20 protein-coding genes are annotated in these 25,972 nt (G+C 71.4%); 8 read left to right on the plus strand and 12 right to left on the minus strand.

Annotated features, from left to right (window positions below):
* Nucleotides 1–8: 8 nt before the first annotated feature.
* The 6 genes from ACMXN5_RS45430 to ACMXN5_RS45455 all read right to left on the minus strand — a co-directional run bounded on the left by ACMXN5_RS45430 (nucleotide 9) and on the right by ACMXN5_RS45455 (nucleotide 9,207).
* The gene (locus tag ACMXN5_RS45430) at nucleotides 9–2,960 is read right to left on the minus strand and encodes a LuxR C-terminal-related transcriptional regulator (protein WP_439680729.1); all 2,952 of its coding nucleotides are present in this window, start codon (nucleotides 2,958–2,960) and stop codon (nucleotides 9–11) included.
* A 44-nt stretch (nucleotides 2,961–3,004) separates the two neighbouring features.
* Complete coding sequence (locus ACMXN5_RS45435) at nucleotides 3,005–4,108, minus strand: ABC transporter ATP-binding protein (RefSeq protein ID WP_439680730.1); 1,104 nt, start codon at nucleotides 4,106–4,108, stop codon at nucleotides 3,005–3,007.
* A gap of 23 nt (nucleotides 4,109–4,131) precedes the next feature.
* Nucleotides 4,132–5,229, minus strand: coding sequence for an ABC transporter ATP-binding protein (locus ACMXN5_RS45440; RefSeq protein WP_439680731.1), 1,098 nt, complete (start codon nucleotides 5,227–5,229; stop codon nucleotides 4,132–4,134).
* Nucleotides 5,226–6,224: an ABC transporter permease gene (locus ACMXN5_RS45445; RefSeq protein ID WP_439680732.1), complete on the minus strand. Its 999-nt coding sequence runs from the start codon at nucleotides 6,222–6,224 to the stop codon at nucleotides 5,226–5,228. The genes ACMXN5_RS45440 and ACMXN5_RS45445 overlap by 4 nt, the downstream gene beginning before the upstream one ends.
* Nucleotides 6,225–6,295: 71 nt before the next feature.
* A complete protein-coding gene (locus ACMXN5_RS45450; RefSeq protein ID WP_439680733.1) occupies nucleotides 6,296–8,095 on the minus strand; it encodes an ABC transporter substrate-binding protein in 1,800 nt (599 codons plus the stop codon).
* An 80-nt stretch (nucleotides 8,096–8,175) separates the two neighbouring features.
* The gene (locus tag ACMXN5_RS45455; protein WP_439680734.1) at nucleotides 8,176–9,207 is read right to left on the minus strand and encodes an ABC transporter permease; all 1,032 of its coding nucleotides are present in this window, start codon (nucleotides 9,205–9,207) and stop codon (nucleotides 8,176–8,178) included.
* 699 nt (nucleotides 9,208–9,906) lie between these two features.
* Here ACMXN5_RS45455 and ACMXN5_RS45460 point away from each other — a divergent pair.
* The 3 genes from ACMXN5_RS45460 (at nucleotide 9,907) to ACMXN5_RS45470 (ending at nucleotide 12,690) form a co-directional block, all read left to right on the plus strand.
* Nucleotides 9,907–10,680, plus strand: coding sequence for a GNAT family N-acetyltransferase (locus ACMXN5_RS45460; RefSeq protein ID WP_439680735.1), 774 nt, complete (start codon nucleotides 9,907–9,909; stop codon nucleotides 10,678–10,680).
* A gap of 24 nt (nucleotides 10,681–10,704) precedes the next feature.
* Nucleotides 10,705–11,814 carry an o-succinylbenzoate synthase gene (gene menC / locus ACMXN5_RS45465; RefSeq protein WP_439680736.1) on the plus strand — a complete coding sequence of 370 codons (1,110 nt, stop codon included), beginning with the start codon at nucleotides 10,705–10,707 and terminating at the stop codon, nucleotides 11,812–11,814.
* Nucleotides 11,815–11,967: 153 nt separating this feature from the next.
* Nucleotides 11,968–12,690: a type 1 glutamine amidotransferase domain-containing protein gene (locus tag ACMXN5_RS45470; RefSeq protein WP_439680737.1), complete on the plus strand. Its 723-nt coding sequence runs from the start codon at nucleotides 11,968–11,970 to the stop codon at nucleotides 12,688–12,690.
* 48 nt (nucleotides 12,691–12,738) lie between these two features.
* On the opposite strand, the gene ACMXN5_RS45475 is transcribed toward ACMXN5_RS45470, so the two are convergent.
* From ACMXN5_RS45475 to ACMXN5_RS45485, 3 genes are all read right to left on the minus strand, one after another.
* Complete coding sequence (locus ACMXN5_RS45475) at nucleotides 12,739–13,713, minus strand: alpha/beta hydrolase (RefSeq protein ID WP_439680738.1); 975 nt, start codon at nucleotides 13,711–13,713, stop codon at nucleotides 12,739–12,741.
* Between the two features lie 144 nt (nucleotides 13,714–13,857).
* On the minus strand, nucleotides 13,858–14,523 hold the full coding sequence (locus ACMXN5_RS45480) for a hypothetical protein (RefSeq protein WP_439680739.1): 666 nt from the start codon (nucleotides 14,521–14,523) through the stop codon (nucleotides 13,858–13,860).
* Between the two features lie 176 nt (nucleotides 14,524–14,699).
* Nucleotides 14,700–16,292 carry an MFS transporter gene (locus ACMXN5_RS45485; protein WP_439680740.1) on the minus strand — a complete coding sequence of 531 codons (1,593 nt, stop codon included), beginning with the start codon at nucleotides 16,290–16,292 and terminating at the stop codon, nucleotides 14,700–14,702.
* A gap of 137 nt (nucleotides 16,293–16,429) precedes the next feature.
* Here ACMXN5_RS45485 and ACMXN5_RS45490 point away from each other — a divergent pair, with 137 nt between their 5' ends.
* Nucleotides 16,430–17,035 carry a helix-turn-helix domain-containing protein gene (locus ACMXN5_RS45490; protein WP_395798631.1) on the plus strand — a complete coding sequence of 202 codons (606 nt, stop codon included), beginning with the start codon at nucleotides 16,430–16,432 and terminating at the stop codon, nucleotides 17,033–17,035.
* 39 nt (nucleotides 17,036–17,074) lie between these two features.
* Nucleotides 17,075–17,260, plus strand: coding sequence for an antitoxin (locus ACMXN5_RS45495; RefSeq protein ID WP_439680741.1), 186 nt, complete (start codon nucleotides 17,075–17,077; stop codon nucleotides 17,258–17,260).
* 114 nt (nucleotides 17,261–17,374) lie between these two features.
* Here the strand turns inward: ACMXN5_RS45495 and ACMXN5_RS45500 are convergent, their stop codons facing one another.
* Nucleotides 17,375–19,726, minus strand: coding sequence for a collagenase (locus tag ACMXN5_RS45500; protein ID WP_439680742.1), 2,352 nt, complete (start codon nucleotides 19,724–19,726; stop codon nucleotides 17,375–17,377).
* Between the two features lie 290 nt (nucleotides 19,727–20,016).
* Here ACMXN5_RS45500 and ACMXN5_RS45505 point away from each other — a divergent pair, with 290 nt between their 5' ends.
* The 3 genes from ACMXN5_RS45505 (at nucleotide 20,017) to ACMXN5_RS45515 (ending at nucleotide 23,041) form a co-directional block, all read left to right on the plus strand.
* On the plus strand, nucleotides 20,017–20,556 hold the full coding sequence (locus tag ACMXN5_RS45505; RefSeq protein WP_439680743.1) for a putative immunity protein: 540 nt from the start codon (nucleotides 20,017–20,019) through the stop codon (nucleotides 20,554–20,556).
* Between the two features lie 178 nt (nucleotides 20,557–20,734).
* On the plus strand, nucleotides 20,735–22,258 hold the full coding sequence (locus tag ACMXN5_RS45510) for a carotenoid oxygenase family protein (protein ID WP_439680744.1): 1,524 nt from the start codon (nucleotides 20,735–20,737) through the stop codon (nucleotides 22,256–22,258).
* 390 nt (nucleotides 22,259–22,648) lie between these two features.
* Nucleotides 22,649–23,041 (plus strand): chaplin, encoded by a 393-nt coding sequence (locus ACMXN5_RS45515; RefSeq protein WP_439680745.1) that lies wholly within the window; start codon nucleotides 22,649–22,651, stop codon nucleotides 23,039–23,041.
* A 252-nt stretch (nucleotides 23,042–23,293) separates the two neighbouring features.
* Here ACMXN5_RS45515 and ACMXN5_RS45520 read toward each other — a convergent pair whose 3' ends face one another.
* Together ACMXN5_RS45520 and ACMXN5_RS45525 are read right to left on the minus strand one after the other, a co-directional pair.
* Nucleotides 23,294–24,730 carry a hypothetical protein gene (locus tag ACMXN5_RS45520; protein ID WP_439680746.1) on the minus strand — a complete coding sequence of 479 codons (1,437 nt, stop codon included), beginning with the start codon at nucleotides 24,728–24,730 and terminating at the stop codon, nucleotides 23,294–23,296.
* On the minus strand, nucleotides 24,727–25,971 hold the full coding sequence (locus tag ACMXN5_RS45525; protein ID WP_439680747.1) for a beta-ketoacyl-[acyl-carrier-protein] synthase family protein: 1,245 nt from the start codon (nucleotides 25,969–25,971) through the stop codon (nucleotides 24,727–24,729). The genes ACMXN5_RS45520 and ACMXN5_RS45525 overlap by 4 nt, the downstream gene beginning before the upstream one ends.
* Nucleotide 25,972: the final 1 nt, after the last annotated feature.

The following is a 25,972-nucleotide window of genomic DNA, read 5'->3' on the forward strand; positions in this document are numbered from 1 at the left end:
GCGGTGGGTCAGGTGGTCGGCCAGTCGAGGGTGCCCAGGGCGGCGCGGGAGGTGATGCCGAGTTTGGGGTAGGCGTTGGAGAGGTGGTAGCCGACGGTGCGGGGGCTGAGGAACAGGCGGGCGCCGATGTCGCGGTTGCTGAGCCCGGTGGCGGCCAGGCGGGCGACGTGCAGCTCCTGCGGGGTGAGCCGCGCGGTGGCGTCGGCGTGGCCGCCGGTGTCGACCGGGCCGGCCGCGGGGGCGCCGGCGGCGCGGAGTTCGGCGGCGGCGCGGTGTTGCCACGGGCCGGCCCGGAGCGTTTCGAAGACGGTGAGGGCGGCCGTGAGGCGGGTGCGGGCGGCGGCGCGCTGGCGGTTGCGGCGCAGCCATTCGCCGTAGAGGAGTTCGGTGCGGGCGGCTTCGAAGGGCCGGCCGTCGCCGCGGTGGGCTTCGAGGGCGGACCGGTACAGGTCGCCGGCGGTGTCGTCGGCGGCGAGGAGGGCCCGGCAGCGCAGCGCGACGGCGTGCGCCCACGGGGTGCCGGTGCCGTGCGCCCACGTGGTGAACCGCTCGGCGGTGCGCCGGGCTTGGTCGGGACGGCCGAGGCGGGCGGCGGCCTCGACGTGGTCGGCCAGGCCGTGGATGGCGACGGCGACGTGGGCGCGGGGGCCGTCGGCGATGTCGGTGAGCCGGGTCAGCGCGGTTTCGTGGCGGCCCCGGCCGAGGTCGAGGAGGGCTTCCGCGCAGGCCGTCCAGACGGCGGGCCCGCCGCCGGCGCCGGCGTGGCGGGCGGCGGCGTGATACCCGTCCTCGTCGCCGTCGATCGCGGCGAGGACGGCGAGTACGCCGTGGAGCATGGCCTCGTGGTGGTGGTTGGCGGTGCTTCGGGCGATGTCGAGGCCCTCGACGGCGGTGCTGTGCGCGTGCTCGTGGCGGCCGAGGAACAGGCGGCAGCGGGCGAGCCGGAGCAGCAGCGTGGGCAGGATGCCGATCGCGCCCTGCTCGCGGGCCTGCCGTTCGAGGATCTCGGCTCGGTCGTGTACGCCCCGGTAGTCGCCGAGGAGCATGTCCCAGCCCTGGAGGCGGGTTTCGTCCGCGAGCGGGCGGGTGCCGCCCGTGGCCCGCGTGCCGTCGGTGAAGCGGCGCAGGAGGGGGTGGCCGGCCTCGGGGTTTCCGGCGGCGAGGTGGTGGAGGGCGAGGGCTCCGGCGTGCGCGGGGCCGGCGCCGAAGTCGAGGCCCGCGAGCGTATCGAGGATGCCGGTGGTGGCGCCGGCCGGATCCGGGGTGTCCCAGGCGGCGGCGACGGCCTCGAAGAGGATTCCGGCGGCGGTGTCCGGATCGTGGGGTGCGGTGGTGCGAGCGGCCTCGACGAGGATGAGGCGGGCGGCGTCGGGGCGTCCGGCGGTGTGTTCGACGGTGGCGCGGATCGACGCGAGCCTGGCGGTAACCGCCGGACCGTCGGCGTACGGCGCGGCGGCCTCGGCGAGCGCGGCGGCGGTCTCGGGGCGACCCGCCTCGGCGGCGGCGAGCGCGGCCTGGGTGAGCCGGTGGGCGCGCAGTCGCGGGTCCTCGGTGAGTTGGGCCGCTCGTCGGTACGCGGTGGCGACCGTCGCCCGCCCACCCCGGGCGCGGAAGTGTTCGGCCGTCTCCTCGAGCCGGTCGGCCACGGCGGCGTCGTGGCCGACCGTGGCGGCGGCCAGGTGCCAGGTCTGCCGGTCGCGGTCGCTCTCGGGCAGCGCCGCGGCGAGCGCGTGGTGGGCGGCGTTGCGCCGGCCGAGCGTGGCGCCGTGATAGGCCGCCGCGCGGGCGAGCGGATGGTGGAAGGCGAGGTGCGTGGGGGTGAGGTGGATCAGCCCCGCCTGTTCGGCGGGTTCGAGATCGTCGGGCGCGGCGCCGAGTTCGCGTCCCGCGCGCAGTACGAGGGCGGGGTCGCCGGTGTCGTCGGCCGCGGCGAGGGTCAGGAGGGTGCGGGTGGCGGCGGGCAGGGTCGCGATACGTTCGTCGTACAGGCGTCGCACCCGCCAGGACGCGGGCAGCACGGCGATCTCGTGGTCGTCGAGCAGGTCCGCCTCGGTGCGCAGGCCGGGCGTGAGCGCGGCGGCGAGTTCGACCAGGGCGAGCGGATTGCCGGCCGCCCGGCGCAGCAGCCTGCGGCGTACGGCCGGGGTGAGGCCGGGGGCGTGCCGGTCGAGCAGCGCGGTGCCGGCGTCGTCGTCGAGCGGCTCCAGGCGGTGCACGGGCAGCCCCGGCGCGTCGAAGTCGGCCGACCCGTCGCGCGCGGCGAAAACGATCGCCACGGGTTCGGCCGCGAGCCGGCGTGCGGCGAACAGCAGCGCGTCGGCGCTCTCCTGGTCGAGCCAGTGCGCGTCGTCGACGAGCACGAGCAGCGGCTGCTCGTCGGCGAGTTCGCCGAGCAGACTGAGCGCGGCGGCGCCGACGAGGAACCGGTCGTAGTCGCCCGGCACGGCCGGATCCGCCGCGGTCCCGTGCACGGCGTGGCGCAGCGCCTCGCCCTGATGCCGGGGAAGCCGGTCGGCCAGATGCAACGCCTCCCGAAGCACGACATGCAGCCCCGCATACGCCAACCGAGCCTCCGACTCGACCCCAACCCCCCGCAACACCCGCACCCCGGCCACCCCATCGGCACCACGCGGCACGGGCGGCCCCGTCGCGGCATCGGCGTCCGCGTCAGCGCCGCGCGCCACTCGCAGCCCGGTCCCGGCCTCCGCCCCGGCGCCGTGCGGCACGCGCAGCCCCGTCGCGGCGTCCGCATCGGCGCCGCGCGGTGCCCCCGTCCCGGACTCCGCCCTCGCGTCGCGCAGCGTCCGCAGGTCCCTCGCGGTTTCGGCGGCGGCGTCCAGCAGGGCGCTTTTTCCGGTACCGATGTCGCCGACCAGCACGATCGCGCCCCCGTGGCCCCGGGCGGCGGCGCGGATCAGGGCTTCGAGGGCGGCGGTGTGGGATGTTCGTCCGTGGAGCACGAAGGTCAACTTATCCGGGGCCCTCGGCCCCGCCCGCACGGGTGTTACCGACGAGTCGGCGCCGCCCGTGCCGGCGTGGCCGCGCCGGTGTCCTGCGGGGCCTGCTCGGCGGTGTTCTCCGGGTGATGGCAGGCCACCTGTTGCCCCGGCCGCAGCTCCTCCAACGGCGGCTCGGCCGTCGTACAGACCCACGTCGCCTTCCAGCACCGGGTATGGAAGCGGCAGCCGCTCGGCGGGTCGATCGGCGAGGGCACGTCGCCTTCGAGCCGCACGCGCTCGCTCCGGTCCTTTCTGCGCCGCGGATCCGGGATCGGGACGGCCGACATCAGCGCCTTCGTATACGGGTGCATCGGCGCCCGGTAGAGCAGCTCCCGGTCGGCGAGTTCGACGATCCTGCCGAGGTACATCACCGCGATCCGGTCCGAGACGTGCCGGACCACGGACAGGTCGTGCGCGATGATCACGTAGGTCAGGCCCAGTTCGCGCTGCAGGTCGTCCATGAGGTTGACGACCTGGGCCTGGATCGACACGTCGAGCGCGGACACCGGCTCGTCCGCCACCACCAGCTTCGGCCTGAGGGCCAGCGCGCGGGCGATGCCGATGCGCTGGCGCTGACCGCCGGAGAACTCGTTCGGGTAGCGGTTGTAGTGCTCGGGACTGAGGCCGACCACCGACAACAGTCGCTGTACCTCCTTCTTGATCCCGCCCTCGGGCTCGACCCCCTGGAGCCGGAAGGGGGCGCCGATGATCGTGCCCGTGGTGTGGCGCGGGTTCAACGACGAGTACGGGTCCTGGAAGATCATCTGCACGTCCCGGCGCAGCGGGCGCATGCCCCGCACGCCGAGGCGCGTGATGTCCTCGCCCTCGAACTCGATCGTGCCCGAGGTCGGTTCGAGCAGGCGGGTGATCAACCGGCCCATCGTCGACTTGCCGCAGCCCGATTCGCCCACCACACCCAGCGTTTCGCCCGAGCGCACCTCGAAGTCGATGCCGTCGACGGCACGCACCGCGCCGGCCCGGCGCCGGAAGAGGCCCTTGCGGATCGGGAAGTGCTTCTGCAGCCCGGTCACCTTCAACAGGACCTCGCCGGTGTCGGACGAGCCGACCCCACCGGCCCGTTCGCCGTAGCCCTGCACAGGGTTGTTCACTGCGTCGTCCTCCGCGTTCTCGCTCACGACCTCGGCGCAATCTCTTCGGCCCGGATCCGCTCCCGCTGCTCCCGGGTCAGATGGCAGGCGGCCCAGTGCCGCTCGCCGACCTCGGTGGGTTCGGGGCGGACCGTGCGGGTGACGTCGTCCTTCGGCACGTCCGCGTACGGGCAACGCGGGTGGAAGGCGCAGCCGGACGGCGGATTGATCAGGGACGGCGGGGAGCCCTCGACCGGGACGAGCCGGTCCTGCTGCTCGCGGTCCAGGCGCGGCATCGAGCCGAGCAGGCCCCACGTATAGGGGTGCTGGGGCTCATGGAACACCCGCTCCGCCGGGCCGCGTTCGACGCAGCGGCCGGCGTACATCACCAGGATGTCGTCGGCGAGCTCGGCGACGACGCCCAGGTCGTGGGTGATCACGATGACCGCGGAGCCGAACTCCTTCTGCAGGTCCAGGACGAGGTCGAGGATCTGCGCCTGGACGGTGACGTCGAGGGCGGTGGTGGGCTCGTCCGCGATGAGCAGTTCGGGGTTGTTCACCAGGGACATCGCGATCATCGCGCGCTGGCGCATGCCGCCGGAGAACTCGTGCGGGTAGGCGTCGAACCGCTTGTCCGGCTGCGGGATGCCGACCCGGTCGAGCATCTCCACCGCCCGTCTGCGGGCGGTCTTGCGGTCGACGTCGTGGTGGATCCGGTACGCCTCGACGATCTGCCGGCCGATCGTGTAGTACGGGTGCAGCGCGGACAGCGGATCCTGGAAGATCATCGCCATCCGGTGGCCCCGCAGCCTGCGTACGTGTTCGGGTCCGGCCGACAACAACTCGGTGCCGCCCAGCCAGATCTCGCCCGAGATCCGCGCCTTGCGCCTGCCGTACTGCCCGGTCGTGTGCAGGCCCATGATGCCGAGCGAGGTCACCGACTTGCCGGAGCCCGACTCGCCGACGATGCCCAGCGTCCGGCCCTTCTCCAGGTGGAAGCTGAGCCCGTCGACGGACTTGACCAGGCCGTCGTCGGTCGGGAAGTGCACCCGCAGGTCGCGCACGTCCAGGAAGGGGCGCGGCGCGGTCGAGGCGCCGGCGGGCCGGTCGGATGCGGCGGTGCTCGTGTCGGGGGTGGTCATGCGAGCCTCACTCGGGGGTCGATCACGGCGTAGAGCACGTCCACCAGGAGGTTGGCCAGCAGCACCGAGAGGGAGGTGATCAGGACGACGCCCAGGATGATCGGCAGGTCCTGGTTCCGGATGGCGTTCAGCACGGCTTGGCCGAGGCCGGGCAGGTTGAACGTCGACTCGGTGAGGATCGCGCCGCCGATGAGCGCGCCGAGGTCCATGCCCAGCATGGTCAGGATCGGCGTCATCGTGGAGCGCATCGCGTGCTTGCCGATGACGGTCCGCTCCGGCAGGCCCTTGGCGCGCGCGGTACGGATGTAGTCCTCGCCCAGGACCTCCATCATCGTGGCGCGGGTGATCCGCGCGTACATCGCCGCGTACAGGAAGGCGAGGGTGATCCACGGCAGGATCATGCCGCCGAACCAGCCGCCGGGATCCCGGCCGAACGGCACGTACTGCGCGTCGAGCCACTTGAGTCCGAACGCGAAGGTCGCCAGGGAGAGCATGCCGGTGAAGTAGATGGGCAGGGACACTCCCGCGAGGGCGGCGACCATCGCGCCGCGGTCCCACAGGCTGCCGCGCTTGAGCGCGGAGAGTACGCCCGCCGCGACACCGAAGACCAGCCACAACACGGCGGCGCCGAGCGCGAGCCCCAGGGTCACCGGGAAGCGGTCGGTCAACACCGGCCAGACGGCCTGTTCGCTCTTGAACGAGTAGCCGAAGCACGGCGCGGAGCAGTTCACCACGTCGCCGCCGGTCGAGTAGGTGCGGCCCGCGAAGATGCCCTTGAAGAACTCCCATGCCTGGATGTGGATGGGTTCGCTCAGACCGAGCTTCTCCCGCACGGCCTCGACGGCGGCGGGGTCGGCCTGCTTGCCCACGAAGCTCGCGGCGATGTCGACGCCCGTCCACTTGGGGACGAGGAAGAAGATGCCGAAGACCACCATGATGATGACCACCAGCATCACTGCGGCGGCGAACAGCCGCCTGATGAGGTAAGTGAGCACAACTGACGGCCCGCGGTCACGCCGCGCCGGCCTTCACCTGCCTTTCGTGCCGTTCGACGGGTGGCCGGGGTTCACTGCGAAGTCGCCGACGACTTCGCGGACTTCGTCGGGTTCAGACCGAGGCTGACGAAGTCGTAGCCGTTGTAGGCGTCCGTCATGTAGACGTTGGTGAGTCGGCCGCCGCGCCAGTTCAGATACTTCTCGTAGGTGAAGGGCAGGTAGTACCCGCCCTCCATGACCCGGTGGTTGATCTGCGCGGCGATGCGGCCCTTGTTGCCCTCGTCGGGCTCCTTGGCGTAGGCGTCGAAGAGGTCGTCGATCGCCTGGTCCTTGATCAGGGCGTAGTTGACGTTGCCGCTCTCCAGGACGTACTTGCCGTCCCACAGCGGCCGGCCGAAGCCCTGGACGGACGGGAAGTCGGCGGCCCAGCCGTCGATGACGATGCCGTAGCCCTTCTTCGCCACGTTGTCGGGGCTGCCGACGATGCCGGAGGTCTGCGAGCCGTCGTACTGGTCGATCTGCGCGTCGATGCCGATCTTCTTCAACGACGCCTGCAGGGACTGGGCCGTGGCCACCTCGACCGGCTTGTTGTTGCGGACGGCGATCGTGGTGGTGAAGCCGTCCGGCTTGCCGCAGGCCGCCAACTCCTGCTTGGCCTTGGCGACGTTGCCGTTCCTGTCGGCGCCGGCCAGGTCGAACGGGTCGTACTTGTGTCCCTCGGAACCGGGGACCGTCGGCGGCAACATGTTGGTCCCGATGTCGCCGCCGGCCACGGGGCCGCCGCGCGCGGTCTGCAGGGACAGGTGGTCGGCCCCGTGGATGACCGCCTTGCGGCAGTGCTCGTTGTCGAACGGCTTCACGTTCTGCGGGAAGGTCGCGTAGCGGACGTAGCCGGAGAGCGGGTTGTCCAGGTTGCCCTTGTGCTGCTTGAGTGCGGTCTGGCGGCCCTGCGGCGACAGGCCGGACTGGCCGAGGTCGAGGTCGTAGTCGCCGGCGATCAGCCGCTGGTCCATGTCGTTGGCGTTGGAGAAGAACTTGACACTCACGGCGTCCGGGTAGGCCTTGCGGACCGGGTCCGAAGCCTCCTTCCACTGCGGATTGCGGACCAGTTCCAAGCCCTTGCCCGGCTCGTACGACTCGAACCGGTACGGGCCGCTGGAGAAGGGGCGCAGGCCGTACTTGGACTTGGTGTCCTTGTCCTGGCGCACCGGGGAGGCCGACGGGATCGCGAGCATCTGCGGGAAGTCGCTGTTGGGTTGCGGCAGTCGGAAGACGATGGTCCTGTCATCGGGTGTGTCGATCGCCTTCAGGCCGAGTTTGTCGGCGGACTCGTCCCGGTAGGGGCCGTGGTACTCGCCGTCGGGGTCGAGGACGTCCTTGAGGTAGACCGGACCGCCCGACAACACGTCCTGCGCCCATTGGCGTTCGATGCCGTACTTGACGTCCTTGGAGGTGATCGGCTTGCCGTCCTCCCACGTGACCTCGTCGCGCAGGGTGAACGTGTACGTCTTGCCGTCGTCCGAGACCCTGCCCCCGTCGGTGGCGAGGTCGGGGGTCAGCGCGGCACCCGCCTTGCCGGGTTCGGTCTTGTAGGTGACCAGTTGGCGGCTGTAGAAGCGCATGAAGTTCCAGGCGAAGCCGTAGTAACTGCGGGTGGTGTCCCACGAGTCGCCGTCCTGGGTGCCGGCGAATCTCAGGGCGCCCTTCGTCGTGGCGGCGTTCACGACCTTGGTGGTCGCGGCGTCGTAGCCGGCCGCGCCCGCCTTGTCGCCGCCACCTCCGCCGCACGCCGCCGTGGTCAGCAGTCCTGCGACCACGGCCGCGGCGGCCAGTGCCTGCTTGCGTCGCCCTGGGGCGTGTCGGGTAGTCACGATCTCGGATCCTCCGGATTGCGTGCGGGCCCCCGGGACAAGTGCCGCGGGTCGCCTCGGGTGGCCTCGGGTAGGGCGGTTCAGCGCGAGCCCTTGGGGTCGAGCGCGTCGCGTACGCCGTCGCCGAAGAGGTTGAAGGCAAGAACGGTGGTGAAGATGGCCACGCCCGGAACGATCATGTACAGCGGATCCGAGTCGTAGTAGTCGATCGCGTTCGAGAGCATCTGTCCCCACGAGGCGGTGGGCGGCTTGACGCCCACACCCAGGAAGCTGAGCGCGGCCTCGGTCAGGATGTTCGTGGGGATCATCATCGTCGTGTAGACGACGATCGGGGCCACGAGATTGGGCAACAACTCCTTGGCCAGGATGTGGAAACGCCCGGCGCCCAGCGCTCGGGCGGCCTCGACGTACTCGCGTTCGCGCATCGACAGCGTCTGGCCGCGCACCACGCGCCCGATGTAGGGCCATCCGAAGAAACCGATGACCAGGATCATCACGAAGACGCGGACGCTCGAGCCGGTCATGCCCAACATGTCGTTCGGCATGACCGAGACCAGCGCGATGATGAACAGCAGTTGTGGGAAGGCGAGCAGACCGTCCATGACGCGGCTGATGGCGGCGTCCACCCAACCGCCGAAGAAACCGGCCACAATCCCCAGGACCGTGCCCAGGACGACCGCCACCAGGGCGGACAGGAAGCCGACGAGCAGCGAGATTCGGGCGCCGTGGAGGATGCGGGCGAGGATGTCCCGGCCGTTGACCGGCTCCACGCCCAGCAGGTGTTCGCCGCTGATGCCGCCGAGGGATCCCTTGGGGGTGCCGAACAGCGGGTCGATCGTGTCCTCGTGGAAGACGTCCGGATCCTGTCCGATCAGGTTCGAGATCACCGGCGCGAACACCGCGATCACGACGAGCGCGAGGATGACGGCGCCGCCCGCCAGGGCCAACCTGTCCCGCCTGAGCCGATCCCAGGCGATCCGCGCCGGCGAACGGCCCTGTACGGGCCCGGTGTTGCCCCCGACCGCCGCCGCTTCGTCGACCGCTCCGGGGGCCGCTGCCGCGACCGGGCTCGGGGCCGCCTTCGCGGTCGGCTCGTGCAATGGTGCCGTCATCTGACAGGGACCCCTCTCGACCGGCGCCGGCCGGACCGTAATGGATGCGCACCGGGCGCGGGACGACCACACCGCGCCGCGGAGCTCGGCCATCGGGACCGGAGCGCGGATTCGCCACCGCTCACACCGGCACTTCCCACGAGGCGGGACCGGCCCGCCGTGCGTTTGCCGGATTGTGCCTGCCGAAAGCGTGGCCCCTGGATCCGCCGGAGGCATGTGATGCCCGTCCAGAGATTCCTCGAATGCTTTGTATGTCCGGCCAAAGAGGCGCGCCGGCGCGATACCGGGGCCCGGATCCCGGAAAACTCCCGGAATTCCTGGATACGCGCGCGCCCGAACCGCGCGCGGGCACGGGAATACCAAATTCCCGGCATGCAGGAATTCCGCTGCGGGGCGGACCCGCCCCGGTTGTACCGGCGTACAAAACGGCGGGCGTATCCCGGTAGCCGGCAACAAAGGCGCCGGAACCCCGCCGGTTTTAACCTGCGGAAGTGACGTGAACGCGTTCGGCCACGGCCCACCGCGGCGGACGGCTTCCGTGCGGCCCGATACGGCAACCACCCCGCCGGGGTGGGGAGTTCCGTGCCCGGTGGCCGCATGCGCGACCGGCCGTGCCGCGCACACCGATCACCCACATGCCCTCACCGCCACCGTGCCGGCCCCTGCCCGGCCGCCGGCCCACCCACTCGGAGCACTGCGATGAACGGATCCACAATCCGAGAACTGCGCATGATGGAGGACCTCGATGCCGTCAGCCTCCTCTATGCCGGCATCTGGGGGTCCCGACCCGGCAACTCACCCATCTCCGCCGAGGTCCTGCGGGCACTCGCGTACACCGGGAACTACGTGGCGGGAGCGTACGAGGACGGCCGCCTGGTGGGAGCGTCGGTCGCCTTCTTCGGCGAACCCGTCGGCACCAGCCTGCACTCGCACATCACCGGCTCCGTCGTGGGGCGCGGCGTGGGCCTCGCCCTCAAGATGCACCAGCGGCAGTGGGCGCTCGCCCATCGACTACGCCGCATCACCTGGACCTACGACCCCCTCATCCGCCGCAACGCCCACTTCAATCTGACCAAACTCGGCGCACTGCCGCAGGACTACGTGCCGTCCTTCTACGGCGCGATGCACGACACCATCAACGGCGGCGACGAGTCCGACCGGGTCCTGGTCGCCTGGGACCTCACCGCGCCCACCCCACCCGAGGCGGTCGAACCGCCGCTCGGCGCCGCCCACGGCGTCCGCAATCACCGGGGCCGCCCGGAGACCGCCTCGACCGACGCCGAGACCGTACTCGTCGACCTCCCCGACGACATCGAGGCGCTGCGCCTCACCGACCCCGACACCGCCCGGGCCTGGCGGCTGGCCGTACGGGCCACCCTGGGCGGTCTGCTCGCCGAAGGCGCCCGCGTCGTCGGCTTCCACGAACGCCGCCGCTACGTGGTGCAACGCACCGCCGCCACCACCCGTGTCTGATCCCCGGTACAGGAGCCACCAGTCATGAAGACGAAGATCACCGGCATCGAACTGCGTCGGATCGCGATGCCGCTCGTCACCCCGTTCCGCACCTCCTTCGGCGTGGAGACCACCCGCGACGTGCTGCTGGTCCGCGTCGTCACCGCCGACCACGAGGGGTGGGGCGAGTGCGGGGCCATGTCCGAGCCGCGCTATTCCTCCGAGTACGTGGACAGCGTCCAACACGTGCTGCGCCGGTTCCTGATCCCCGCCCTACCGAAGGACGGCCTGGACGTGCACGACCCGGGCCGGGTCATGGCGCCCTTCACCGGCCACCGCATGGCGAAGTCCGCGCTGGAGACGGCGGTGTTGGACGCGCATCTGCGCGCCGCCGACGAGTCCTTCGGCTCCTACCTGGGCGCCGAGCGGGACCGGGTCCCCTGCGGTGTCTCGGTCGGGATCATGGACTCCGTGCCCGAACTCCTCGACGCCGTGGAGCGGTACATCGCCGAGGGTTACGTGCGGATCAAGCTGAAGATCGAGCCCGGGTGGGACCTCGCTCCGGTACGCGCGGTGCGCGAGCGCTTCGGCGACGATCTCCCGCTACAGGTCGACGCCAACGCGGCCTATACCCTCTCGGACGCGCAACACCTCGCCGGGCTGGACGACTTCGGCCTCCAGTTGATCGAACAGCCCCTGGCCAACGACGACCTGATCCGGCACGCCGCACTGGCCAAGCGGCTGCGCACCCCGATCTGCCTGGACGAATCCATCACGTCCGCGGCCGACGCGGCGGCGGCCATCTCCCTCGGCGCCTGCTCCGTCGTCAACATCAAGCCGGGGCGCGTCGGCGGCTATCTCGAAGCCCGCCGCATCCACGACCTCGCCCGGGCCCACGGCGTCGCCGTCTGGTGCGGCGGGATGCTGGAGACCGGCCTCGGCCGCGCCGCCAACGTGGCCCTGGCCGCACTGCCCGGCTTCACCCTCCCGGGCGACACCTCCGCGTCCGCCCGATACTTCGCCACCGACATCACAAAGCCATTCGTACTCTCCGACGGCCACCTCGACGTCCCCACCGCCCCCGGCCTCGGCGTCGAGCCCCTGCCGGACGTCCTCGACGCGGTCACCACCTCGACCGAGTGGATCAAGATGTAGGCGCCTCGGGGCGTGCCGGGGGCCGTGGTGAAGAACACCGGGCGTTGACCGATCGCCCCGGGCCGTCGTGCGGCTGATGATGGGCAAGGGCGCTCGTGCCGGGTCTGTGCGGACGGCGGTACCGAACCTGTCCCCGAAGCAAGGGAGAACGACATGACCAAGGTCCTCTTCGTGGTGTCCGCGGCGGACCGTTGGACGCTGCGCAACGGAGTGGTACACCCCTCGGGCTTCTGGGGCGAGGAACTGGCGATGCCGCACAAGATCTTCACCGAGGCCGGGTGGGAGAGCACGATCGCCACCCCGGGCGGGAAGGCGCCGACGCTGGACCGGCTCAGCATGTCGTGGACCGCGGGCCGGCCGGCCAGGCTGCGCGAGGTCGGCCGCCACCTGGACACGATCAAGGCCGAGCTGGACCACCCCCGGGCGCTGGACGGTGTCGACCCGGACGCCTTCGACGTGGTGTTCTACCCCGGTGGCCACGGGCCGATGGAAGACCTCGCGGTCGACCCGGTCTCCGGGGCGCTGCTCACCCGCGTCCTGGCCTCCGGCAAGCCCCTCGCGCTGCTGTGCCACGGCCCCGCCGCGGCATTCGCGGCGACCGACGCGGACGGATCATGGCCGTTCACCGGATACCGGATGACCGCCCTGTCCAACGTCGAGGAGAAGTTCAACAGCTTCGGGCGCAAGGCCCAATGGCTGCTGGAGGACCGCCTGCGCGACAGCGGCGCCCACTACACCAAGTCCCGGATCCCGCTGCGCCCCTTCGTCATCGTCGACCGCAACCTCTACACCGGCCGGAATCCGGCCTCGTCCGAACCACTCGCCAAGCAACTCGTGGCCGACGTCGGGCGAGACCGGGCCCGGTCTGCCCGATAGGGCGACGGGGCCCGGTCTCGTCGTGTGGTGGGGTGGCGCCGCGACGGGTCAATTGCCGTGCAGGGCCGTGTGCAGGGCGTTGACCGCGAGTGTGCGGGCGACGTTCGCGGCGCGGGTGTCGCGCAGGCTGTCCAGCAGGAGGAAGTCGTGGACCATGCCCGCCACCCGGACGCAGGTGACGTCGACGCCGGCCTCGCGCAGCCTGTTGGCGTATTGCTCGCCCTCGTCGCGCAGCACGTCGGCCTCGTCGGTGACGACCAGGGTGGTCGGGAGGCCCTTGAGCTCGTCGAGGCTCGCCCGCAGGGGAGAGGCGTGGTGTTCGGCGCGTTGGGCGGGGTCGGTGGTGTAGGCGTCCCAGAACCACTTCATGCCGTCGCGGGTGAGGTAGTAGCCCTCCGCGAACTGCAGGTACGAGGGGGTGTCGAAGTCGGCGTCGGTCACCGGGTAGAGCAGGACCTGGGCCTTGAGGTCGACGCCGCCGCGCTCCTTGTTCATCAGCGCGAACACCGTCGACATGCAGCCGCCGACCGAATCGCCGGTGACCGCGATCCGTGAGGTGTCCAGGCCATGGTCGGCGCCGTGCTCCAGCACCCACTGCCCCACGGCGTAGTTCTGCTCGACCTGGGTGGGGTACTTCGCCTCGGGCGCGCGGTCGTACACGGGGAAGACGCCCGCGGCGCCCGCGCCGACGGCGAGTTCACGGAAGAGGCGGTCGTGGGTCCGGTCGTCGCCGAAGACCCAGCCGGCGCCATGGATGTAGAAGACCACCGGCAGCGGGCCGACGGCCTCCTTGGGCCGGATGATGCGGGTGCGGACGCTGCCCCACTCGCCGGCGTCCACGTCGACCCACTCCTCGTCGACGTCCGGGCGGGGCACCGTCGGGTCGCTCTGCAGCCCCAGCAGGATCTCGCGGCCCTTCTCGGGCGGCACTTCGTAGATTCGCGGATGCGGGGCGGTGGCGTCGCACAACTCCTGCGCGGCGGGTTCGAGGTAAGGCTTGATCGGCGGGAGAAGCGCGGTCATGTCGACTCCGATCACGAGCTGCGTGGCCTGGAATGTGCGTCCCGCGCCGACGGCCGACCCGCTCGGGTGCGGACGGCCGCTCACGGGACGAGCCCCCCGGCCCATCCTGGTACATATCGGCCGGGTTCGCCTTCGAGGCAGTCGCTACGGTTGCCGGCTCGGGGTGAAGCAGCGGCGGGGGTGGGTCGTGGGGTGGGTGTGCTCGGCGAAGGTGGTGAGCAGGTGTTGGGGGCGCAGTCCGTTCGAGGTCATGTCCTGGCGGAATCCGTCCATGAGCACCACCGTGTGGTGGGCCAAGGCCCGGGCCACCCCCGGTGGGTTCGCGATCGCCTGCGCGAATGCGCGCCTGGCCTGTTCGTCCTCGCTGAGCGCGGCCAGGACGCCGATCCGCACCCGTTGGGTGAGGGCGTTCCACATGTGCTCGTCGTCCGAGGTCGGCGTTCGGCGCCACGCGCCGTGGTAGTCGAGCCCGCGAGCACCCTCGATCGCCGACATACCGGTACGGACCTCGCACGCGACGCACCACAGCGCGATGATCCAGCTCAGCCCGGTGAGGACCGGCAGGGGTTCGGCCTCCACGAGATCGATCAGTTCGCGATGCGCGTCCGGCGAGGCCGCCAGGTTGGTCGCGGCCGAGGCCAACCGGTCCAGCCGCACCAGGTCGTCCATGACCAGTACGTCCTCGTCCGGTCTGACCACGACGGCCGAGCGCCCGGACTCCGGGTCGACGATCTCCAGCGAATCGGCGTGCGCCGTACGGACCCAGCGCAGGTCGCCCGAGTCACGCGACTCCGGCCGGCTGTTCGGCATTTCCCTCCTCGGGGCGCTGCGGGCGAACGGATCGGGACCACCCGAACGTACCGTGCCGCCCCGCCCGTTCATGGTCGGTACCGCCCCGAGCGGCGCGCGGGGCGATCGTCCCGCGCGCCGCTCCGCGGGCGCCCGACAACGCCTGCCGCAGCCGGTGCGGGCCCCGCGTTTCGGGTTCAGCGGGTGGCGACGGTGTCGGGGGTCTGCGGCTCGTCCACGGCCGCGGGGGTGCTGTTTTCCGGGCCGCGGAAGGCGATGTAGAGGAAGAGCGCGCCCAGCACGGCCGCACCCGCCCACATGGCCTGTTGCCAGGCGTCGACGAAGGACTGCCGGGCGGCGTGGAGCAGGGCCGGCGCGTGCGGGCCGGTGCCGTCCGCCACCTCGACGGCGTTGGCGACGCCTTCCCGGGCGGTGTCCGCGGGCCCCCGGGGGATGCCGTTCAGCCGGTCCGCGATGGCGTTGCGGTATCCGGCGGACAGCAGCGCGCCGAGCAGGGCCACGCCGAGGGCGGTGCCGAACTCGCGGGTGACGTCGTTGAGCGCGGAGGCGACACCCTGCTTCTCGCGCGGCAGGGATCCGGTGATCGCCTCGGTGGAAGGCGTCATGGACAGGCCCATGCCGATCCCCATGGCGAGCATGCCGGGCAGGACGGTCGGATAGCCGCCGGCGGCGGAGACGAACAGGGCCATCAGGGCCAGGCCGATCCCGGCCAGCGCGATGCCCACGGCCATCGTCGCGCGGGAGCCGATCCGTGCCGCGAGCCCGGGGGCCAGGCCCGAGGCCGCCATCATCATCACGGCCATCGGCATCAGTGCGAGCGTGGACAGCAGACCCGACCACCCGAGCACGGCCTGGAAGAACGGGAACAGGACCACGGCGATACCCGCCTGGACCCCGAAGACCACCAGCAGCGTCAGCGACCCGCCCGCGAGGCCACGCTCGCGGAACAGCCGTACGTCCAGCAGCGAGGCGTCCCGCCGGCGCAGTTCCCAGGCCACGAAACCGAAGGCGGCGATCCCGCCGACGGCGAGGCCGATCACCGTCGCCGGAGCCGTCCAACCGTGCTCGGGACCCTCCTGCAGGACGAAGATGAGACCGACGACGGCGACGACGGAGACCAGCGCGCCGACCGTGTCGAAACGATGGGCCGACTTTTCCCGGGAGTCGGGGACCGACTTCAGCGTCATCGCCAGCGCCACCGCGCTCAGCACGACGGGCAGTACGAACAACGAACGCCAGTCCGCGACATCGACGAGGAACGCGGACAGGAACATGCCCAGGATGCCGCCGCCTCCCGCGACGCCGGTCCACACGCCGATCGCCCTGCCGCGCCGCGCCTCGGGGAAGGTGGCGGTGATGACGGCCAGGGTGATCGGCATGATCATCGCGGCCCCGACACCGGCGGCCACGCGCGCGGCCAGCATGACCTCCGCCGTCGGGGCCAGGCCCGCCGCGACACTCGCCGCGCCGAAGATGCCCAACCCGGCGATCAGCATCGGTTTGCGGCCCACGCGGTCGCCGATCGCGCCGAGCGGCAGCAGGAGCGCGGCCAGGGCGAGGGTGTAGATGTTGATGATCCACAGGACCGTGCCCTGCGAGGCGTCGAACTCGACCGCCATGTGGGTCTGGGCGACATTCAGCCCGGACACCGACGCGATGACGGCCATGAGCGCGACGGATACGGCGATCAGGATGGCGCGCAGCCGGCGCGCGTCGGGTACACCGTTCCCGCCGGTCGCGGCGGTCGGTGCGGGCTGGTGCGTACTCATGGGGTCCTCTCCAAAACGGCATGCCGAACAGACGCCGGTGTGACCGGTCGCGGGGCGCTGAACGGGGGACCGAAGGCTGCGGATCAAGCGGATCAAGCACTCTCGACGCTAGGCCCGCTTTGCAGTAAAGGCATACGATGTTGCCTATGACGCAAGAAGATGGGGAGCTGGACAGCCTCGTGCGCAAACGCATCCGTGCCCTGCGGGTGGCGCAGGGCTGGTCCCTGGAGGAGCTGGCCGGGCGCGCCAACCTCAGTCAGTCCTCACTGAGCCGGATCGAGAACGGGCGGCGCCGGCTCGCCCTGGATCAGCTGGTCACCCTCGCCCGCGCGCTGGACACCACGCTGGACCAACTCGTGGAGACCGCCGCCGACGACGTGGTCGTCAGTCCGATGATCGACGGCGCGCACGGCCTGATGCGCTGGCCCATCAAGGGCGACCCGGGCATGAGCGTGGTGCGTCAGCGCATGACCGAGCCGCCGCCGGACAATCCCGCGCGGATGCGCGCCCACCCGGGCCGGGAATGGCTCGTCGTGCTGTCCGGCACGGCGATCCTGATGCTCGGCCATCGCCGCCTCCGCATCGAGACGAATCAGGCCGCCGAGTTCCCCACGATGTTGCCGCACGCGATCGGTACGGCCGGCGGGCCCTGCGAGATCCTGGGCATTTTCGACCGCGACGCCCGGCGTGGCCACCAGCGCGAGGGCGGCGACTCCGGATGCACCCCGCTGGAACGAGTGTGACGCTGGAGTGCAGGATCACCACGTTCGAGGAGGGCCACGATGTCCGTCATGGACAAGCTCAAGCAGATGCTGAAGGGCCACGAGGACAAGGCCGGGCAGGGCGTCGACAAGGCGGGCGACTTCGTCGACGACAAGACCCAGGGCAAGTACACCGGTCAGGTCGACACTGCCCAGGACAGGCTCAAGGACCAACTCGGCCGGGATCAGGACACTCCGCCGCAGTAACGGCGGAGGCCACGGCGGCGGTCCCCGCCATCCGACATCGGATGGCGGGGACCGCCGTCGTGCTCGGGGTGTTCCGGTGGCTCACCCCGGTTCAAGGATTGCCGGCGGACCGGCTCACTTGTACTGCGTGCTCGCGGTCACGCCGGTGAAGCTCTGTGCGGCGGCGAGGGTGAAGTAGACCCAGCCGGATGGCGGATCGGCGATCGTCAGGGTTTCCGCGTTGCCGGCGTTGGTGGACTTCGCCCGGTAGTCGGTGGTGGTGGCCCAGGTGCCGCCGCCGTAGTACAGGTCGGCGTTGCCGGTGCCGCCGGTGGTGGTGATGGTCAATTCCTTGACGCCGGCCGGCAGGTACAGGAAGTGGTAGGCGGCGTTGCCGGTGGTGGCCGTGAGATTGTCCCGGCGGCAGTTCTTGTCGAACTGCCGGGGGTCGGCGTTGGTGCACAGCGCAATGGCCGCGGCCTCCGGCAGCGGGCCGCAGTCGGCGGAGGCGCAGGTGGTCGTCAGCCAGTTGGCGAAGTCGGCGTCGTAGCCGGTGCCGATGGTCTGCTTCAGGAAGGTGCGGGCGCCGGCCCAGTCGCCGGTGCGGTACTTGGCGAGCACGGTCTCGACGTCGGCGGGGTGCGCCTGGAGCATGTAGCGCACGGCCAGCCAGCCCCACCGGTAGACCCGGGCCGAGTTGACGTCGGGGTTGTCGTCCTGGTCGTAGACGGTGTCGAAGAGTTGGCTGAGCGTGTAGGTCTTCTGTCCGGCCGCGGCGATCGCGTCGGCGTTGCGCTGGTTGCGGTAGCCGTACGAGATGTTCTCGGCGATGCCCTCGACCCACCAGATGGTCGGTGTGGTCATGCCCGCCTCGAAGTCGCCGTACATGTTGTATCGGCCGTCGAGGTAGTGGGTGTACTCGTGGTTGAGGTTCCAGATCTGGAAGGACGGACGCAGCCAGTCGGCCTCGTGGGCGATGAAGCGGGCCTGGTTGCCGGCCAGGTTCGGGTTGCCCTCCTCGTACGTGCCGCCGTTGTCGACGTCGATGTCGTAGATGGCCCAGGCGTACAGCGAGTACTGGGTGTAGTCGTCGAAGACGACGACCTCGAGGTTGGTGTTCACATCGCCCGGGATCGCGCCCTTGTCGCCGATCACCCGGTGGAAGTAGGCGTCCTGGTTGATCAGACTGCTACAGGTGCCGGTCAGTTGCGCGGGGGACATGTCCTGGGCGCGGATCTTCAGGTTCGGGCTACAGACGTGCTGGGTCGGCAGGACCACCGGGAGCACTCGGGCACCCAGGTCGCATATGGCGTACGCCGCACAGTTGTTCCGGTCGAACGCGCGGGTGTACCAGGCCAGGTTCATGGTGATCGGTCCGGTGGGGCCGATGTTCGGGTAGCGGTTGATCAGGTCCTTCAGCAGCGGCCGGACCCGATCCTTCAACTCGGGGATGTCGAGGGCGTAGCCGAGGAAGCGGCCGACGTTGCTGACCACGTCCAGGCGGTTGAGCTGGGCGTTGTTGCGGATGATGAAGTCGGCCCAGGTGTTGGTGATGGTGGGATCGGCCTTGAGGGCGGCCCGCCAGCCGCGGGCGTCGTTCTTGGCCTTGAAGCCGTTCTCGGCGACCCACTCGACGTGCGCCACGGCGAGCGTCATCCCGTCGGGCCACGTGGCGTCGTAGCTCGCGAGGAGCCACTTGACGACACCGGCGTACCGACCGGCGGTGCCGGTGCTGTCGATCAGCGTGACGACCTCGTTGAGGGTCGCGCCGTTGGCGTCGGTGACGTCCTTGCTGTGCGGGGAGGCGAAGAAGGCGTCCAGTGCGGCGCGGGCCGCGGTGTCCAGCGCCGGGCCGTAGGCCCCGACGGCGTTCGTGTTGTTGTCCTGCACGTAGTAGCCGGCGCGCAGGAACAGCACCAGCTGCCCGATGGAGGTGGTGTTGGTGCCGGGGTACGCCGCGGAGGCGTCCCGGAGCGCGTCGGCGACGGTGACCATCTTGGCTTCGCGGAAGGCCGTTCCCGCGGTCGTGCCGGTGAGGTTGAACAGCGGGTACGTGCACGTGACGTCGGGGAGCGCCGTCAGCTGTCGGATCAGCTCGGGGCCGCTCGCGTCGATCACTGCGGACAGGTCGCCGCATCCGTTGGCGGCGGCCGAGAACTGCCTGCCGTCCGCGCCGGGTTCGGCGGTCGGGGCGGCCGACTGGGCGCGCTCCTCGGTGCCTTCCTGCGAGGAGATGTCGAAGCCGGAGGCGTCGGCCCGGGCGTCGGGTGACTTGGGGACCGGGATCGACCGGGGCGCGGTGGGCGGGGTCTTGCCGGCACCTGCGCGGGCCGCGGCCGGGGCGGTGGTGGCTTGGGCCTGGGCTTGGGTCTGAGCTTGGGCCTGGGCCTGGGCCTGCGGAGCGAACAGGCCGAGGGCCAGGAACAGGGCTACGCCGAGCGCGGGGAGACTTCGCGCGCGGGCCGTCGATATCCGGGAGAGACGCATGTGCGGGGGCCTCCGGAGCTGTTGTGGCCGCGTACCGGGACGCAGCCTTCCGATGTGCGACATGTAACATGGCACATGTCGCACCGCGCCGGAAGAGTCTCGACCGGAATGCCACCCGCGACGCCTGAAACGCCGTCACATCGCGGGCCCCGAAAGGGCGTTGGCGTGGTCGGCGAGGCCGAGCCGGCGCAGCGCCCCGGCCGGGGTTTCCCGGTCGTCGACCCATGTGGCAAGGTCGCGGGAGTGTTCGGGGGACCCGCCCGCGCGCAGGCGGTGGCAGGATCGACGCCGTGGCGAGTGTTTTCGGCGACTTCGAGCTGACCATGGACGAGTTGCGCGTCGTGACGCGCTATGCGGCGGAGAGCGCGCGCGACGTTCTGCCCGTGTTCGAGGAGGGTGCTCCCGGCGACCCTCGCCCGCGCGCGGCGCTCGACGCCGCCTGGGAGTTCGTCGACGGTGCGAGGCGGACCAGGCTGCAGCGCGTCGCCTCGTTGGACGCACACCGGGCCGCCAAGGACGCCGGCACCGAAGCGGCCCGCCTCGCCGCGCGCTCCGCCGGCGACGCGGCAGCCGCCGCCTACCTGCACCCGATATCGCGGGCCACCCAGGTCGGACACATCCTGCGCGCCGCCGCGAGTGCCGCCCGCATCGGCGAACTGGGCGCGGGCGGCGACCCCGCGGTCGGGGACACGCTGATCGAACTGGCTCGACGACGTGCCACGCCGGAACTGGTCTCCGTACTGCGGCGATACCCCCTCGCGCCGACCTCGGGAAACCGCGTCGGACAGCTCATGAGCGCCCTCGACGCCGCTCTGCGGGCGGGCGCCTGAACCACGGGGCGAGCGCCCGAACCCCCCCAGGCACCGTCGAGTTGTTCACCCGACCGGGTCGGCTCGCCCGATGGCCGGGGGTGGGTACAGGCCCACCGCGGTCATGGAGGCAGTGCCATCGTCGTGGTGCCGGGGCGGCGGCACGCTGGACACACAGCCCACGAAACGGAGTGTCGTCATGAACAGCCCCACACGACGGACCGTCCTGCGCGGTGGCGCACTCGCGGCGGGCGGCATCGCCGCAGGCGTCCTCGGCGCGACCGGCCCGGCGTTCGCCGCCGCGCCGCAGCCCGATCCCGACGCCGCCGACCGTCGCCGATTCCCGTTCCTGGAAGGCGCGTTCGCCCCGCAGCGGGAGGAGGTCACCGCCTTCGACCTGCCTGTCACCGGTCGTCTGCCGCGCGCGCTCGACGGTCGTTACCTGCGCAACGGACCCAACGTCCTGGGCCTCGAAGACCCCCGGGCGCACCACTGGATGATCGGCGCGGGAATGGTCCACGGCGTACGGCTGCGCGACGGCCGGGCCGAGTGGTACCGCAGCCGCTGGGTGCGTTCCGCCGACGTCGCCGCGCGGCTCGGGGAACCGTACCGGGGCCCCCAGCCGCCCCCCGTCGACGACTTCGCGGCCAACACGCACGTGATCGGGTACCGCGGGCGAATTCTGGCGTGCCAGGAGGGCGGACCGCTGCCCTACGCGCTCGACGGCGACCTGAACACCGTCGGGCCGTGCGACTTCGACCGCACCCTCGACGGATCCTTCGCGGCGCACACCAAGTTCGACCCGCACACCGGCGAACTGCACGCGGTGACGTATGCCATCGACTGGGACCATGTGCGCCACATCGTGCTGGACCGGGCCGGACACGTCGCCCGAACCACGCGCGTGCCGGTGGCGGACTCGCCGATGATGCACGACTTCGGCCTCACCGAGAAGTACGTCGTCCTCTTCGACAACCCCATCACCTTCGACGCCGAGGCCGCCGCTGCCGGGGCCCTGGTGCCCTACGTCTGGAACCCACGACACCCGGCGCGCGTCGGCCTGTTGCCACGAGCGGGCGGCCCGGCGGCATGGTTCGACATCCCGCCGTTCTACTTCTCGCACACGCTCAACGCCTACGACGACGGCGCCGGACGTGTCGTCGTCGACTTCACGCGCATGCCCGCGCCCTTCGAGCCCGCCGGACGCGGACTCGGCGGTCCGGCGGCGGCCGGGCCGCCCTCGCTGCACCGCTGGACGATCGACCCCGTGCTCGGCGTCGTGCGCACCGAACGTGTCGACGACCGCCCGCAGGAGTTCCCCCGGATCAACGAGGCGTACCTGGGCAGGCGTCACCGATACGGCTACACCGCGGCGTCCGTCGAGCTGTACCGCGCCTACGGGCCGGCGGTGAGCGAGAGTGGCATCCGGGCGGGCAACGGGCTGGTCAAGCACGACCTGGTGCGCGGTACGACCGCGGTGCACCGCCTTCCGCGCGGTGCGGACGCGAGCGAGCCGGTGTTCGTTCCGGCCGAGCGGGGCGGGTCCGCGGGACGTGCCGAGGACGACGGCTACATCCTCGCCTACGTGAACAACCCCGAGCGCGACGCCACCGACCTGGTCGTCCTGTCCGCGCAGGACTTCACCGGCAAGCCGGTGGCGCGCGTCCACCTCCCCGTCCGGGTCCCGCTCGGCTTCCACGGCAGCTGGGTCCCGACGGACTGAGGCCGCGATGCGCCGCCCGCCGGGTGTGCGATCACGAACATCGCGAATACTTAAGGTTGTTGGTGTATCGCCGTGCGTGACTGGGGTAGTTGTACGAGTGTGCCGGCTCCCCCCGTGGCCGGCACCCGCGCGGCCCGACGTCGGTTGACCCCCGTCCGACCGTCGGGCCGCGTCCGCCACGAACCCGTCGGGCCACGGCTTTTGCGTCAGGGATGACCCGGGCGTTCATACCTCGTGGCGACCGTGCTCCAGGAAGGCGCCGGGTCGTTGGGGGTGTGAGTCATTCGGGTGAACCGGGTGGATGGTGGTTGCCGGAGACGCGTCGTCTCGTTGAACCGGGTGCGCGTCGCGGTCCGGCGGCGCGGATGTTGCGCTATACGGGAGATTGTCGTGAACTCGTTCAAAAAGGCCGGAGTCCTGGCCGTCGGTACCGCCGCTCTCGTGATGGCGGGCACGGGTGCCGCGAGCGCGAGCTCCGAGGCCGACGCCGCCGCGGTGAAGTCCTCGGGTGTCTTTTCCGGCAACATCGGCCAGTCTCCGTTCCACACGCCGGCCGAGGGGTGCGCCAATACCGCGAACGCGGTGGCCGCGCTCAACCCGGCGTTCGGGAGCGAATGCGTCATTGCCGAGATCGAGAACAACGACTACGACGACGACGAGGGTTACGAGGAGTCCGACCACGAGGCTGACCACCACCGTCCCCACGGCCACCGCCCCCACGGCGGCGGTGGCTACCAGCACGACGACGGCCACCGCTCGCTCCTGGAGCGTGTGGGGGTCTGACGACCCGCCGAACCGGGAGCCTGCGCTCGCGCGGTCGGCCCCGACCATCGAAACGGACGCCGTTGGTTGAAATCGGTTCCCGTTGCCTCGCCCCGTCGGATCCCACCCGGATCCGGCGGGGCGAATCGGTTGGTGGACGACGGTGCGTGGCGTTCGTCATCCGGTCCACGTGACGACGTCGGCCTCCGAGACCCGAATCGTGGTCTCGGAGGCCGACGTCGTCACGTATGCGTGCGGGGTACGGGGTACCGCTCAGCAGGGTTGGTCGATGTGGTCCGCGTGGAAGTGCACGGCTCCCAGCACCTGCGGGTCGAACACGTCCAGGAGACCGCGCAGCGGCTCGTCGGGCTGGTCCGGGCCCCAGAGTTCCAGGGCCATCTCGCCGTGGTAGAGCATGGGCCAGCGCACGTAGTGGCGGGTGTCCGCGGGATCGTGCAGCGCGCGCGAGTCGGCCAGCGTGGAGCGGGCCACGTCGATCATCAGGTCGGTGCCACAGCCGAACCCGTACGGATAGCGGTCCCGGTCCGGCGGGATGCTTTCGATCAGCGCCGGGTCGGCGTACGAGACACCGACGTGCGCGTGCAGGCCCGCCCGAATGGCCGGCACCTCGTGGGTACCGTTCGGATCCCACTGCCAGTGCCCCGCCGCGTTTTTGCCGACCCGTACGGTGGGCGCCGCCTCGAACAGCGCGCAGACCTCCCACGCCTCCACCGACGGCGCCATCGGCTGCATGCCCTCGGGCGCCAGGACGCGCACCCGGCCCCGGTCCATGTGATGGTCGACGGCCACGAGGTCGCGGGTGGACAGGTCGCGTTTGTCCACCCCCCAGCGTCCGGACGCGGTGACCACGAGCGCGTCGAGGTCGGGATCGAACGCGAAGAGCATGCCCTCGCTGAAGCCCTGGAGGTTGAGGTACATCGCGTACGTGCGGCTCAGCCGGGGCGAGACGAAGTCGCGCATCGCGTGCGGCGCGGGCAACAGCCCGAGGTCCCCCATCCGGGTCCCGGCCGCCACCAGGCTTCGCGGCGCGCGGGCCGCGGCCCACGCCTCGGCGGTGATCGCGTCGCGCACCACGTCGTGCCGGCCCGCCACCTCGTGCGCACACGCCGCGGCGACCAGCCGATCGCAGATGCCCTGGGCGACGTGCTCGGTCTCGGTGGGGTGGCCGCCCTCCATCGTGCACAGCGTCGCCTCGGCGACCTCCCCGGGCAGCGTGCCCGGGGTGACGAACACGACGGTGAACACGCCGACCCTGGCCATCAGGATCCGGGCGACGCGCACCACCTCCGGGTGCGCCATCTCGCTCATCCGCTCGGGCACTTCCGCGACCGCGACCAGTCGCCCCACCATGCCCTGCCGACCCTGGTCCTTGCGGAGTTTGAGGAGCAGCGGAGTCGGCTCCTCCACGATCCGGTCGGCCAGCGGGGCGGGGCCGTCGGGTACGGATACACCCACCAGGACCACGTCGAGCCGGGTCTCGTGATCCGCCGACGGGATGAGCCGGTGCCCGCCACGGACGAACGCCGCCGTCAGGTCGTCCAGGAACGACCGCACCACGCCGGAGAGTTCGGGAGCCGAGTCGACGACCCGGACACTGCACGAACGCCACCAGTCCAACTCTTCCAACCGCCGCCCGGAGGCCGGGGCGGCGCAGTGCGCCGACGTTGTTTCCGCTCGGGTCACGGTCATGCGGGGGCTCCTGAGGTTGCTGCGCGGAAGGCGAGGACGGCGTTTTGGCCGCCGAACGCGACCGAGGTGGAGATCGCGGTGTTCAGGCGGGCGGGGCGGCGCGGGACCTTGGCAACCACGTCCAGATCGATGTCGGGATCGGTGCGATGGTGATTGGCCGTGGGTGGGATGCTCCCGTGTTCGAGGGTCAGGACGGTGACGGCCGCCTCGATCGCGCCGCCCGCGCCCCCGGAGTGGCCCAGGACGCTCTTCACGGCGGTGACCGGCGGGCAGCGGTCGAAGGTGGCCGCGAGGAAGCGGGCCTCGGCGGCGTCGTTGAGGACCGTGCCGGTGCCGTGCGTGTTGACGTGGTCGACGTCGCCCGGACTCCAGTCGGCGTCGGCCAGCGCCGCGCGGGTGGCGAGCCGGGCGCCGCGGCCGTCGGGGTGCGGCGCGGTCACGTGGTGGGCGTCGTTGGCCGAGCCGTACCCGGACAGCAAGGCCCGCACCCGGGCCCGGCGGGCCCGCGCGTGCTCCAGCCGCTCCAGGACCAGGACGCCGATGCCCTCGCCCAGCACGAAGCCGTCGCGGTCGGCGTCGAACGGCCGACACGCCTGCTCCGGGTCGCCGGACCGGGTGGACAGCGCGCCCAGTTGGGCGAAGGAGGCCGCGGTGATGCGGTTGCACATCGTGTCGGCGCCGCCGGCGAAGACGACGTCCAGGGTGCCCGCGCGCACCAGGTCGCGAGCGATGCCCAGCGCGGTCGCGCCCGACGCGCAGCCGGCGGCGGGCGCGAAGTTGGTGCCCTGGGCGCCCAGGTCGAGGGCGACCTCGGTGGCCGGGTTGTTCGGCAGGGAACGGGGCAGTGCGGCGGGGGAGATGGTGGTGGCCCGATCCGCGGTCAGTCTCGCGATGGCCTCCGTCAGGGACTCCATGCCCGGACCGCCCGAGCCGATGATCACGCCGACGCGGGTGGGGTCCCAGGCACCCGGGTCCAGGGCGGCATCGGCCAGGGCCTCGCGCGCGGCGGCGACGGTCATGCGAGCCGTCCGATCCATGCGACGGGACAACCGCCGACCCAGGAGGGCGTCCCCGTCGAAGTCCGGCACGGTACAGGAGACGTCGACGACCAGGCCGGCGAGGACCGGGTCGCGGCGGGCCGTGGAAACGCCCGCACACAGGGTCCGCCAGGTGGCTTCGACGCCGATCCCGCCCGCGGTGACCAGGCCCAGACCGGTGACCGCGACCTCGGCCGAGGCCACC

Origin of the sequence: Embleya australiensis (assembly GCF_051903075.1) — a bacterium.
Taxonomy (GTDB): Bacteria; Actinomycetota; Actinomycetes; order Streptomycetales; family Streptomycetaceae; genus Embleya.

What these genes read in the sequence shown, in the direction of transcription:
- ACMXN5_RS45440 (WP_439680731.1), bottom strand. Translation starts at nt 5,229, where the DNA reads ATGACCACCCCCGACACGAGCACCGCCGCATCCGACCGGCCCGCCGGC.
- ACMXN5_RS45455 (WP_439680734.1), bottom strand. Translation starts at nt 9,207, where the DNA reads ATGACGGCACCATTGCACGAGCCGACCGCGAAGGCGGCCCCGAGCCCG.
- ACMXN5_RS45460 (WP_439680735.1), top strand. Translation starts at nt 9,907, where the DNA reads ATGAACGGATCCACAATCCGAGAACTGCGCATGATGGAGGACCTCGAT.
- menC (WP_439680736.1), top strand. Translation starts at nt 10,705, where the DNA reads ATGAAGACGAAGATCACCGGCATCGAACTGCGTCGGATCGCGATGCCG.
- ACMXN5_RS45470 (WP_439680737.1), top strand. Translation starts at nt 11,968, where the DNA reads ATGACCAAGGTCCTCTTCGTGGTGTCCGCGGCGGACCGTTGGACGCTG.
- ACMXN5_RS45475 (WP_439680738.1), bottom strand. Translation starts at nt 13,713, where the DNA reads ATGACCGCGCTTCTCCCGCCGATCAAGCCTTACCTCGAACCCGCCGCG.
- ACMXN5_RS45480 (WP_439680739.1), bottom strand. Translation starts at nt 14,523, where the DNA reads ATGCCGAACAGCCGGCCGGAGTCGCGTGACTCGGGCGACCTGCGCTGG.
- ACMXN5_RS45485 (WP_439680740.1), bottom strand. Translation starts at nt 16,292, where the DNA reads ATGAGTACGCACCAGCCCGCACCGACCGCCGCGACCGGCGGGAACGGT.
- ACMXN5_RS45490 (WP_395798631.1), top strand. Translation starts at nt 16,430, where the DNA reads ATGTTGCCTATGACGCAAGAAGATGGGGAGCTGGACAGCCTCGTGCGC.
- ACMXN5_RS45495 (WP_439680741.1), top strand. Translation starts at nt 17,075, where the DNA reads ATGTCCGTCATGGACAAGCTCAAGCAGATGCTGAAGGGCCACGAGGAC.
- ACMXN5_RS45500 (WP_439680742.1), bottom strand. Translation starts at nt 19,726, where the DNA reads ATGCGTCTCTCCCGGATATCGACGGCCCGCGCGCGAAGTCTCCCCGCG.
- ACMXN5_RS45510 (WP_439680744.1), top strand. Translation starts at nt 20,735, where the DNA reads ATGAACAGCCCCACACGACGGACCGTCCTGCGCGGTGGCGCACTCGCG.
- ACMXN5_RS45520 (WP_439680746.1), bottom strand. Translation starts at nt 24,730, where the DNA reads ATGACCGTGACCCGAGCGGAAACAACGTCGGCGCACTGCGCCGCCCCG.